Annotated in this window: 11 protein-coding genes; all 11 read left to right on the forward strand. The window is 46.0% G+C overall.

The genetic code is table 11. The annotated features are described in order from the left end of the window. The first annotated feature begins 92 nt into the window (after positions 1 to 92). The 11 genes from prfB (at position 93) to OSQ85_RS13300 (ending at position 12,275) form a co-directional block, all read left to right on the forward strand. A complete protein-coding gene (prfB, locus tag OSQ85_RS13250) occupies positions 93 to 1,214 on the forward strand; it encodes a peptide chain release factor 2 (RefSeq protein WP_265823736.1) in 1,122 nt (373 codons plus the stop codon). Next, positions 1,198 to 2,286: an alanine racemase gene (gene alr, locus OSQ85_RS13255; RefSeq protein WP_265823737.1), complete on the forward strand. Its 1,089-nt coding sequence runs from the start codon at positions 1,198 to 1,200 to the stop codon at positions 2,284 to 2,286. The genes prfB and alr overlap by 17 nt, the downstream gene beginning before the upstream one ends. An 18-nt stretch (positions 2,287 to 2,304) precedes the next feature. After that, the gene (locus tag OSQ85_RS13260; RefSeq protein ID WP_265823739.1) at positions 2,305 to 3,075 is read left to right on the forward strand and encodes an MlaE family ABC transporter permease; all 771 of its coding nucleotides are present in this window, start codon (positions 2,305 to 2,307) and stop codon (positions 3,073 to 3,075) included. 8 nt (positions 3,076 to 3,083) lie between these two features. Then, the gene (locus tag OSQ85_RS13265) at positions 3,084 to 3,839 is read left to right on the forward strand and encodes an ABC transporter ATP-binding protein (protein WP_265823740.1); all 756 of its coding nucleotides are present in this window, start codon (positions 3,084 to 3,086) and stop codon (positions 3,837 to 3,839) included. Between the two features lie 14 nt (positions 3,840 to 3,853). Next, complete coding sequence (locus tag OSQ85_RS13270; protein ID WP_265823741.1) at positions 3,854 to 5,404, forward strand: MlaD family protein; 1,551 nt, start codon at positions 3,854 to 3,856, stop codon at positions 5,402 to 5,404. A 9-nt stretch (positions 5,405 to 5,413) separates the two neighbouring features. Continuing rightward, complete coding sequence (locus OSQ85_RS13275) at positions 5,414 to 6,202, forward strand: 1,4-dihydroxy-6-naphthoate synthase (RefSeq protein ID WP_265823742.1); 789 nt, start codon at positions 5,414 to 5,416, stop codon at positions 6,200 to 6,202. 60 nt (positions 6,203 to 6,262) lie between these two features. Continuing rightward, positions 6,263 to 8,380 carry a phosphoenolpyruvate--protein phosphotransferase gene (gene ptsP, locus OSQ85_RS13280; RefSeq protein WP_265823743.1) on the forward strand — a complete coding sequence of 706 codons (2,118 nt, stop codon included), beginning with the start codon at positions 6,263 to 6,265 and terminating at the stop codon, positions 8,378 to 8,380. A gap of 142 nt (positions 8,381 to 8,522) precedes the next feature. Beyond that, positions 8,523 to 10,064, forward strand: coding sequence for an FAD-dependent oxidoreductase (locus OSQ85_RS13285; RefSeq protein WP_265823745.1), 1,542 nt, complete (start codon positions 8,523 to 8,525; stop codon positions 10,062 to 10,064). Between the two features lie 216 nt (positions 10,065 to 10,280). Next, positions 10,281 to 10,811, forward strand: coding sequence for a Crp/Fnr family transcriptional regulator (locus OSQ85_RS13290; RefSeq protein WP_265823747.1), 531 nt, complete (start codon positions 10,281 to 10,283; stop codon positions 10,809 to 10,811). Positions 10,812 to 10,920: 109 nt separating this feature from the next. Further along, the gene (locus OSQ85_RS13295) at positions 10,921 to 11,838 is read left to right on the forward strand and encodes a SphA family protein (protein ID WP_265823748.1); all 918 of its coding nucleotides are present in this window, start codon (positions 10,921 to 10,923) and stop codon (positions 11,836 to 11,838) included. A gap of 65 nt (positions 11,839 to 11,903) precedes the next feature. Then, positions 11,904 to 12,275: a cytochrome c3 family protein gene (locus tag OSQ85_RS13300; RefSeq protein WP_265823749.1), complete on the forward strand. Its 372-nt coding sequence runs from the start codon at positions 11,904 to 11,906 to the stop codon at positions 12,273 to 12,275. Positions 12,276 to 12,278 lie beyond the last annotated feature (3 nt).

Genomic DNA, 12,278 nt, shown 5'->3' on the forward strand with positions numbered 1-12,278 from the left:
GTGCGGAGCGAAGCCTTGCTCTGCAAGGCGCGAGCGTGTGAGAAAACGGACAGGATGTACCGTTTGCGAACTATGGAAGAAGGACAGCATAAATGAGTATTGAAGAATCACAAAGCTTATTCTGGGAACTGAAAGAGCAGGTCAAGGGCTTTTATCCTGTGGTCAATGAGGAAGACATAACCGAAAGAATCCGCAGGGTGGACGAAATGTCCATTAACGAGCCTGACTTCTGGACAAAAAAAGAGTCAAAAGCGCTGCTTAAAGAACAGTCAAACATGAAGAAATTCCTTGAAGAATGGAAAGAGGTAAAAGGCCTTGTTGATGAGGTTGAAACCCTTATAGAACTCTACGGCGAAGGTGCGGAAGAGGTCGGCGAGGAGATTGTCGCTGTAACTGATAAACTGGAAACCACTATCAGACAGTTTGAGCTTAAGCTCATACTGGACGACCCCCATGACCCTAACAACGCAATCCTCACCATTCACTCCGGAGCGGGCGGAACAGAGTCCAACGACTGGGCGCAGATGCTTTACCGCATGTACACCAGGTACGCAGAGAGAATGGGATTCAAGTGCGAAGTTATGGATATGGTGGAAGGTGAGGAAGCGGGCATAAAATCCGTTACTTTCAACATCATAGGCGCTTACGCCTTCGGTTATCTCAAAGGAGAGATAGGCGTTCACAGACTTGTGCGGATCTCCCCGTTCGATTCCCAGAGCAGAAGACACACATCATTCGCCTCCGTATTTGTTCTCCCTGAGATTGATGACGACATAGAAATAGAGATCAACGAATCCGAACTCCAGATAGATACCTACCGGGCCAGCGGCGCGGGCGGTCAGCACATCAACACCACGGACTCCGCAGTGCGCATAACCCACCAACCCACCGGAATAGTGGTCACATGCCAGAACGAGCGCAGCCAGCATAAGAACAAGGCTCACGCTATGAAGCTCCTTAAAGCGAAGCTCTATGACCACGAAATGAAAAAGCGCAACGAAGAGCGTGACAAGCTGGAAAGCACCAAAACCGACATCGGCTGGGGCAGCCAGATACGAAGCTATGTTATGCATCCGTACAAAATGGTTAAGGACCTGAGAACGAGACACGAGACCGGAAACGTGGACAGTGTTATGGATGGCGGACTTGAACCCTTTATCAGATCATATCTTCTTCATTCGGCAGGTATAGAAAGTGATGCAAAAGAAAATTGAGTCTCTACGGCCTACATACGCTCAGATAGACTTAAACGCATTTGCGCATAACATAGAACAGGCAAGAAGCTTAAGCGGAACGGATATAATAGCCATCATAAAGGCCGACGGCTACGGCCACGGGGCGCTTCCTCTGGCGGAATACGCATGGAAACGCTGCGGGGTGAAACGCTTCGGCGTTGCCACTCTGTTTGAGGGGATCATACTGAGGGAGCATCTCGGCCGTGAGCCTATGATATTCCTTCTGGGATATGTGGATCAGTATCTTCATGACGAAATGTTCAGCAATAACCTGATCCCCGCGGTTTTTGACGATGAAATAGCCTCGGCTTACCATGCCTATCTCGCGAAACATGACCGCACAGCGGATATAACCCTCAAGATAGACACCGGAATGCACAGGCTGGGCTACCAGCCGGATATGGACTACTACAGCTTTACTGTGAAGTACCCCCGTTTCCGTGTATGCCATGTGATGAGCCATCTTTCCAGCTCCGACACGGATCCGGAGTACAGCAATTACCAGAAAGAGCGTTTCAGCACGTTCATAACGAAAAATCATATCAAATCAAACACCAGCCTGCTGAACTCATCCGGCATCGCAAACATCAGGAATGAATTCTCCCTCGTGCGGCCCGGTATCATGCTCTACGGTTATCTTTACGGCAACAATGAGGTTGCCTTAAAGAAAGTTATGAGGATATACTCAAAAGTGGTTCATATAAAACAGATAGCCGGAGGTGAAACCGTCAGCTACAACAGGCGCTTCACCGCGGACAGGGATATGACCATAGGGGTTGTCCCCATAGGATACGCAGACGGCTATTCCAGACGCTTTTCAAACCGTGCTGAGATGCGCGTAAACGGTGTTAACTGCCCGGTTATCGGAACCGTCTGTATGGATATGACAATGATAGATCTCTCAAATGTTCCTCTTAACGGCTCATACCCGGAGGTGGAAGTTCTGGGAGATAATATAACTGCTGATAAATGGGCGGAACTTGCGGACACTATCAGCTATGAGGTTCTATGCGGTATTTCTGACAGAATACCCAGAATCTACAAAGACTAAAGGAGAAGTTCCTTCACAATGAACGGAATTCTGGCATTCATAGGCAGACCCTTTACAGTGATGAGCGTGGGCGCGGGCAGACTGTTTCTGCTTTTCTGGGAAACGCTGCGTGTAGCTTTTGTTCCCCCGTACAGATTCAGGCTGTTTATAAAGCAGGTTGAGTTCATAGGCGTAAACTCGCTTTCCGTCATAATACTCACCGGAAGCTTCACCGGGATGGTCTTCGCCTTTCAGAGCTATATAGGTTTCAGTAAGTTCGGCGCGGAATATCTGGTGGGAACGGTTGTAACCCTCGGTATGGCGCGGGAACTGGGGCCTGTTCTCTCAGCAATAATGGTGGCCGCGAGGGCAGGCTCTGCCATCACAGCCGAAATAGGCACAATGAAAGTTACCGAGCAGATAGACGCACTCTCCTCACTGGCGGTTGATCCGGTGCAGTATCTCTTTGTACCCCGCATCCTCGCGGGTGTTTTTGTGATGCCTCTGCTCAATGCTGTTGCCGTGTTCTGCGGTACAGTCGGGGGTATTTTCGTCGGGGTAACTATTCTGGGAATAAACAAAACTCTCTATATGGAGAATATGTACCGCTACATAGACCTTTCAGACTTCATAAACGGAATGGTAAAATCTGTTGTGTTCGGCCTTCTGGTAACCCTTGTGGGCTGCTACAAAGGCTACTACACATCGGGCGGAGCGGAAGGCGTGGGCAAAGCCACCACAGAGTCCGTGGTTCTGGCATGCATTCTTATACTTGTTTTTGACTATATCCTCACGGCATTCATGTTTTAGGCGGTCTCATGGAATTTGCGATAGAACTGAAAGACGTACATAAAAGCTTCGGTGAATACAAAATCCATAAAGGGATTAATATTCAGGTTCATAAAAACGCCATAACCTACATTATAGGCCCCTCCGGAACAGGAAAAAGCGTCCTCCTCAAGCAGATGTGCGGCCTCATGCCACCCACGAAAGGGGATGTGCTTGTGGATGGCAGAAGCATAGTGGGGCTTAAGGGAAAGGAACTGCTCGAACTGCGTAAGAAATTCGGCATCCTTTTTCAGAATGCCGCACTGTTTGACTCCATGACAGTTTTTGAGAACGTAGCCTTTCCCCTTTCGGAGCATACAAAGCTCAGTAAAAAACAGATCCATGACATAGTTATAGAAAAACTCCGCCTGGTTGGTCTGAGAAATATTGAAAACAAACTGCCTTCTGAGCTTTCTGGCGGCATGAAGAAAAGGGTCGGCCTGGCAAGAGCCATAGCGCTGGAGCCGGCAATAATACTTTACGATGAACCCACCACAGGCCTTGACCCTATCATGTGCGATGTGGTGGATAACCTGATAAACGATACACAGAAGGAGCTTAAGATAACCTCCGTAGTCATTTCGCACGATATAGACAGTGCCCTTAAAATTGCTGACTATATCGCAATGCTTTATGACGGAAAGGTTGTTCTCTTCGGCACTCCGGATGAGTTTAAATCCACGGATAATCCTTACGTGCGTCAGTTCCTTTCCGCTTCCATGGAAGGGCCCATAAAAGTAATATAAGCGAGGGGTAATAGATGAAAGCAGGACTGGAAGCCAAGGTTGGCGCCTTTGTAATCATATGCTTTGCATTGATAGGTTTTATGTCCCTTAAGGCCGGCTCATTTTCAGTGGGCAGTCACAAAGGCATGGAAATAAAAGCGGAGCTCCGCAACGCCGCAGGTCTCACGGCGGATTCCGCTGTTATGTTCAACGGTGTTGAGGTCGGCAAGGTCACATCAGTGAAGCTTGTAAACGGAAAGCCCATTGTTACCATGGTGATAGACAAACAATATGAAATTCCCTCAAATGTCATACTCGCTGTACGCTCAAGCGGCTTCCTCGGTGAAAAATACGCCGAACTCCAGATGAAAAGCGATGAGTTTATCGGAATGCTGCAAAAAGATGATGTGATAAGGGAATCTGCAAGCTCCACGGATTTTGACGAACTCGGAAACAAACTGGGTGATATAGCGGGGGATGTAAAGGAGATAACATCCGCGCTGAAAGAGGTTCTCGCCACGGCAGAAGCTAAAGATCATATGAAGATGACCCTTGAAAATGTACGCTATACAACAGATATGCTCCGCGAAATCCTCGCTCAGAACGAGATGCGCGTAAACGCCATAATGCGCAATGTTGAATCACTCACAGGCTCGCTCAACAGCATTGCTGTGGGCAACCAGCAGAATATGAATGAAATAATAGCCAACATCCGCCTGATAACGGAAGATCTGCGGATGCAGACCCCGGTTATAGCAGAGAACCTCAAAAATGTTACAGGCGACATTGACGATATAGTCGGCGGCAACAAAAGCGACATAAATGATACGATAAAAAGCCTCCGCGCCGTCACAGCAAAGCTTGAAACCACTGTGGACAACATGAACGACATCACCGGACAGATAAAATCCGGTGAAGGCACTGTGGGCAAGCTTATCTATGACAACAAAACCATTGATAACATGAACGAGACGCTCACAAGCCTTAAAAACACCATGGGCAAGCTTGACAAAATGAAAGTCTATCTCTCATTTGAAGGGCAGCATAACTTTGAGGAGAGCGAGAACAAAGGCGCATTCAGGCTCAGACTTGTCCCTAGTGATAAGAGATACTACCTCCTCGGACTTGAAACACATCCGAACGGCAGGGACAGCACTACAAAAGTGTCCCGCAAATACACTCAGCCGGGCTACGGTGAGCATTCGCAGGATTATGCTTACACAGAAACAGTCAACAAAGATGAGCTTACATTCACAGCAATGTATGCCCACAGGTTCTTTGAGAATTTCTATTTCCGCATAGGGCTTATGGAGTCTGATTTCGGCGTGGGGGCGGATATTTACCCTATACCCAAAAACAAAAACTTCGAGATAAAGCTTGATGTTTACGATTTCCCCGACAAGGACGAAGACAGAAATGCCAACGTAAAAGCATACGCGAAGTATAAATTCTTAGAAAACTTCTTTGTGACCGGCGGCGTGGAAAACATAGCAAACAGCGACACGAGAACGCTTTTCCTCGGCGGCGGCGTTGAGTTTAATGATGATGACCTCAAGTACCTGCTGGGAAGTATTCCGTCATTTTAAGGAACCTGAATGAACTTTAACATCGGCATATCCACATGCCCTAATGATACATTCATATTCGGGGCGCTTCTTGAGGGGCATATAAAGACCCCTCACAGCTTCTCTGTGTTTATGGATGATATAGAAGTGCTTAACAATAAAGCACTTAACCGTGAGCTCGATATAGTTAAGGTCTCATACGGAATGCTCCCGCTGGTGCTGGACGACTATTCAGTGCTTAAGGCTGGCGGTGCTTTGGGCTTCGGCTGCGGACCTTTGGTAGTGGCGGCAGCGGAGACTGACTTATCATCAGCCAAAGGCTCTGTAATAGCCATTCCCGGAATACATACAAGCGCATTCAGGTTCTTCAGGCACTTTTTCGGTGAGGATTATAATTTCATTGAAATGCGTTTTGATGAAATCATGCCCGCAGTAAAAGAGGGCAGGGTAACCGCCGGAGTGGTGATACATGAGGGCAGGTTTGTCTACAGACAGGAAGGGCTTGTGAAGCTCTGTGATCTGGGCGAACTCTGGGAGGAGAAGTACAAGGCTCCGATACCTTTGGGTGCGATACTCATCAGGAAAGAATATGCCTCATACGCTGATGAAATAAACGGACTCATCAGGGAATCCATAAACTTTGCAAAGACAAGATACCCGGAGATCGAGCAATACATTAAAAAACATGCGCAAGAGCTTAATAATACAGTGATAAAAAGCCATATTGACCTTTACGTCAACGATTATTCCAGTGATATGTCGCAGGCGGTTCACGGGCTGTGCGGTTTTCTCGGCTGCAAGCCGGAGGATTTTATTTGAAAACAGCATTATCAAACCGGAATTTCTGCTTGCACATAACCCTTTGAGGCTCTAAAATCAATGGCTATGAGAAAAATTGAACTTCTGCTTGAAATCAGCAATATCATTCTTGATGCGGAAAGCATGGAAGATGTCCTTACCAGAACCGTAACTCATCTCCGGCGCGGTCTGGGCAGTGATGTATGCTCTGTTTACCTTTTAAGCAAGTTCAAGAAGGACACTCTGACTCTCATGGCGACAGACGGCCTCAGCCCCTCTGCGGTGGGCAATGTCACCATGAAAACCTCAGAAGGACTAACAGGTCTCAGTTTCACAAGCGGTGAGTACACATTCATCAGAAACGCCACCAAACACCCCGGATTCAACTACTTCCCCGGCATAAACGAAGAGCCTTTTCATACTTATATAGGTGTGCCGCTCAAAGGACGCTCACACACCATAGGTGTTCTGGTTTTCCAGTTTCAGAAGGATAAAAAAAATACCGATGCGATGAAAGCGCTGATCAAAGCAGCAGCAGCGCAGGTTTCCACCATAATGATGAAGCATTATCTCTATGAACCTCATAATGATGATGATATGTACGAAGGCGAAATCAGCATCCGCGGTATACCGCTCTCAGGCGGAATAGCCATAGGTTCTCCGGCGATGGTGCTTTCAAGGTTCGTGGAGAAAAACACTGGGGTTCTGGATGTTGTGCTGGAACTCAGCGAGCTTGAGAATGCCTTTCTCAAAACAAAGGCTGATCTAATTAAGCTTATTGATGATCTTGATAAAAACGGCGACAGTATAGATTCTGAAATATTCCAGACACACCTGCTCATGCTGGAGGACAGCATGTTCAGAGAAGATATTAAAAGGCATGTGTCCGAGCACAGAAAGAGCGCCGCATTCAGTGTGCGCCACGTTGCCGATAAGGTCATAAAGAGATTTATGTCCATCCCTGACAGATACTTAAGGGAGAGGGCAGGGGATATTGAAGACATCTCCAAGCGCCTTCTCAGCCATCTGGGTGTTATGAAAAGGGATGTGGAACTTGGAGAAAACAGCATCCTGATTGCGGATGCGCTCACTCCCGGCGAAACAGCGTCCCTTGATTTAGAAAAGGTTACAGGCTTCATCACCTCAAAGGACGGTGCAACAAGCCACACAGCGATACTGGCAAAAAGCAGACACATACCTGCGGTAAGCGGCGTAAAAAAGCTTTCCGAGTTTATGGAAGTAGCCGAAACTATCATCCTTGACGGCGACAGCGGGGAGATTTTCATTAACCCCACTCCGGAGAGATTGAAGGAATATATAGAAAAAATAAATAATATCAAACAAAAGCCGGATCTCGGCGAAGCTGACCCGAATATAATACTCCCTAACGGGGAAAGAGTGTACTTTTACGCCAATGTCTCCAGCCTTCTGGATGCGGAAAGGGCACGCAGCCTCAAAGCTGACGGAATAGGGCTTGTGCGTACTGAGATTTTTTACCTCCAGAATCCTGCGGGCTTCGGTTTCGGGGAACAGGTGAAAACCTATGAGGAAATCCTCTCAATGTTTCCCGGAGATGTTGTTTTCAGGCTGTTTGACATAGGCGCGGATAAGAAAAGCAATCTGGAAATTCCCGAAGACAACCCGGCACTGGGCAACAGAGGGATAAGGCTTCTTCTGGACAGCAAACGTATGCTTGAGGAGCAGCTCAGGGCGCTTATCGAGGTATATTCGTCATACCCGTCGCTTAAGATAATGGTTCCGTTCGTCTCCACTCCGGAGGAACTGCGGGATGTGGTGCTCCTCGGCAGACAGATAGCCGAGGAAAGAGGCGTTAAGGCTCCCTCCTTTGGAACCATGATAGAGATTCCCTCTGCGGTGTTTTATATCGAAGAACTGGCTGAATACTGCGACTTTTTCAGTATAGGCTCTAACGATCTGTTTCAGTATTTCTTTGCTGTGGACAGAACCAACCCGGCGGTCAGCTCATTATATCCCACTAATAATAAAGCATTTCTGGCTCTTCTTGAGCATATATACCAGAGAGTGGCAAAGACAGGGCGAAAGCTTGAAATCTGCGGCGAAATAGCAGCGGACGAGCGCATACTCAGCCACCTGATAAAAACCGGATACAGGATTTTCAGTCTGAACCCTTATGTTATTAATGATTTAAGACACTTTGTAAGGAATACTCTCTGCTGAATAAGCTTCCTGAGTTGCAGCCCAGCAGCTTTTTATTTGTCATATATATTTTAACAATTTATTCAAAATTATATCGTATGATAGTTTTTCACTCAATGCGCTGTGTTATCTTTCCTTCATATCTTATATAGGAGGATGCACAATGTTGCGTAATTTATTCATTTATTTTGTGATGATAGCACTATGTGCAACATCTGCTTTTGCGGCGCCTAAGCGTCAGATTATCGAAACGGATGTTGTTGTCGTCGATTCAGGCCTTGCCGGGCTTTCTGCTGCTGCTGTTGCAGCGGAGAACGGTCTGAAGGTTTATCTCATTGAGAAGATGCCCACACTCGGTGGCGCAGCTCCGTTTGTTGAAGGAACATTTGCCGTTGAAAGCTATATGCAGAGGCAGTCTTCAGACAGGATTACAACAGATCAGGCATGGAATATGGCAATGGAGTTCAGCCACTGGAAAGCAAACGGCGCAGTTCTCAGAGCATTAATTAACCGCTCAGCGGAAAATGTGGACTGGATGAAAGAGCGCGGGGTAGTCTTTGAAAAAGTTCACACAGTAATATACAACGGCCCGAAGACCTGGCATTTGTTTCATGAAGGCTCAGGCGCTACAGCCGTTAAAACCCTTGTTGATATAATCCATAAATCAGGCAACAAGACAATGACAGAAACAGCAGGGAAAAAACTCATTACGGACGGCAAAGGTAATGTCGTCGGGATAGTTGCAGAAAATACCGACAGCGGTGATGAGATTGAGTTCCGCACAAAAGGCGGTGTAATTCTCTGCACAGGCGGGTTTGCAAATAACCTGAATATGATGAAAAAATACATCGCAAACGCTGAACAGCTTGTAGCAGGCCCCAAAGCCGGACGTGCAGGTGATGGGATAAACATGGCAATGGCTGTTGGTGCAGGTACAGAGAGTATGGGTTCCCTGTTGGTGCTGGGCGGCATTCCCATAGGTCAGGATCCTAACCAGACTCTTACTGATACAACACCGCTCGGACAGATAACAAGTGTTCTCCGTCAGCCGCTTCTTTGGGTAAGCAAAGCCGGTAACCGCTTCTTTAATGAGCAGCACTCATCTGACTGGACAGTTTCTCAGAATGCAATTGAACGTGTCGGAAAAAGATATTTCGTCGTTATGGATCAGAACACTGTTAATGAGCTCAAAACATCAGGAACTTTAATGCCTTACAGTGACTGGGTTCCCGCAGGGACAAAACTCAATCTTATTGATGACGGTATTAGGGAAGGTGAGAAAAAAGGCTACGCTTTCAAAGCCGATACTATAGATGCCCTTGCAAAAAAAATAGGGGTTCCTGCCGAAAATCTTAAAAAAACTGTCGCAGATATTAACAAATTCACTGAATATAACTATGATGAGGTATTCGGGAAAGACAGAAGATTTCTCCGCAAAGTAGAAAATGGTCCTTTTTATGCAGTTGAAGGTGAACCGTCATTCATGAGTACAATAGGCGGTGTAAGGATTAACGCCAATATGCAGGCTGTCACAGATGATGACACTCCCATAAGCGGTCTTTACGCAGCTGGTATAGATGCCGGAGGCATGTTCGGTGATACTTATGATCTTATAATGCCCGGTTCCCTGTCAAGCTATGCGGCAACAGGCGGCAGAATCGCTGCGGAGCATATTGCTGTAAAACTTGGTAAAATTAAAAAATAACTCAGAACAGGAGCGGCGGTTTGACAGACCGCCGCCAATTTAAAAAAACGGTAGATTATGAGACAGGTATTTTTTCAAAAACCGTGGATCTACATTGAAGAACCGCCTCAACTCCGTGAAGTTTATTTAAAATATGGTTCTCCGGAATTATTAGGGCGCGGCACTCCCCTGATAAACGGAGGATCCGAAGGGAAATTTTATTATCTGAAAAAAGGATTGGCAGCATTCTCATTTCAGGACAAGCACGAACGAAGCTTTATTTTCAGCTTAGTTATTCCCGGACGTGCACTTGCCGATATTGACGGTCTGACAAGAGAATTGGTCAATGTAACTGACAGTGTGATAAGACCTTCGGAAGTTTTAAGCATCACTTACGATGTATGGCAGAAACATATCGGCAATAATCCTGAGCTCATGCTCCTTTATACTAAGGGCGTGGTAGCAAAGGAGGAAACCCACATGGAAGCCATGATCGCAAACTATACTCTCAGTGTTCCGGAAAGACTGCGGGTATTCTTAAAAGTGCTTCTGACTTCGTATAATCCGGAAATTAAAGACGGCTGGAACATGCTCCCTATCTACCTTAGCCACAGGGAATACGCACAGATACTCGGAGCATCGGAAGTCACGGTTTGCCGCACGGTTGTTGAAATGTATGAGAAGAAATTAATGAGCAGAAACAAACGGAATATCTACGTTCATTCGTCACTCTTTGAAGACATATACGATTGGACCGAAATACAGTAGCCCGCTGCTTCTGCCCCGCTAAGCATTAATTTTTCTTCTTTTTTTTGACAGTGAAAAAATGCATATCTCATAGAAACCACATAAAACTTTATTAATATAAGGATTTTTTATGTTATCGAGAAACATATTCACAACTTTTATAAATGCCGGAAAAATATCGGCTGCGCTCTGCCTGCTTTTACTGGCATGCACTTTTTCACCCGCAAATGCGCAGGATTATGCCCTTGGCTCTGAAGGTATCAAAGCAGCCAGTATACCGGGGCCGGGCTTTTACTACGTTATGTACAACCAGTACTATTTTTCAGATCAATTCAGAGACAGCAGCGGTGACAAAATTGACAACTCACCTGAGATAAAAACATTTGCGAATGTCCACCGTTTCATATGGATGACAAAAAAGAAATTCCTTGGCGCTGATTACGGAATGAATCTTATAATTCCTGCTGTTTATGCTGATATTCAAACCACTGCCGGCAATGACGATACATTTAACATAGGTGACACGACAATCGAACCTCTGACTCTTGCATGGCACGGCAAAAGGTATGACGCTGTCTTCGGAGTTGCCATGTATATCCCGACCGGAGAGTACAGCAAATCGGACTTAGCAAATACAGGCAGTGACCACTATACGCTGATGACAACATCCGGCGTAACCTTTTATCCGGATGAGGAAAAATTATGGAGCATCTCTGTTTTGGGCAGACATGAGAAACACTTTGAAAACAGGGAGCTCGATATTACCTATGGAGATGACCTGAACCTGGAGTGGGGAATAGGGCGGATAATAGGAACTTTCGATGTTGGTGTTTCCGGTTATGCTCATTGGCAGGTTACTGATGATTCCGGTTCGGATGTATCATGGGACAAATCTGTCCATGATAAAAAATTCGGAATAGGTCCGGAGATCAACGCTTTCGTTCCCATGATCAACGGCCAAATAAAAGTAAAATACTACAAAGAGTTTGACTCAAAAGATTCAACAGAAGGCAATGCTCTCTGGATGACATTCTCAACAAAGCTTTAGGAGCATCAGCGGGCAGTGCGGAATAACCGCCTCCGTGCTGCCCTAATTCACAAGTGGAGATATAAATGTTTAATAATAAATATATAAATACTATTGTAATGTTTTCTGTAATGATGTTCATATCCTCTTTTGCAGGAGCAGATGACAAACATATAAATAAAAAGCATTCTGAAGCAGGGATCACATGCATTGACTGCCATCAGACAGAAACTCCTATTAAGGCAGCGCCTCAGAAGTATTGCATAGAATGCCATGCCGGTATGGAAGCCAAAGAAATAACTACGCTGAAAAGCACTGACGGAAAAGAATATTCTGTAAACCCACATAATGCTCACACAGGTTCCTTAAGGTGTACATTATGCCATCATATTCATTCCCCTTCAGTGCTCTACTGCAATAAAGAGTGTCACCATTCATTCACAGTAAGCGTACCGTAGGCA

Origin of the sequence: Geovibrio ferrireducens (assembly GCF_026226615.1) — a bacterium.
GTDB classification, from domain to species: domain Bacteria; phylum Chrysiogenota; class Deferribacteres; order Deferribacterales; family Geovibrionaceae; genus Geovibrio; species Geovibrio ferrireducens.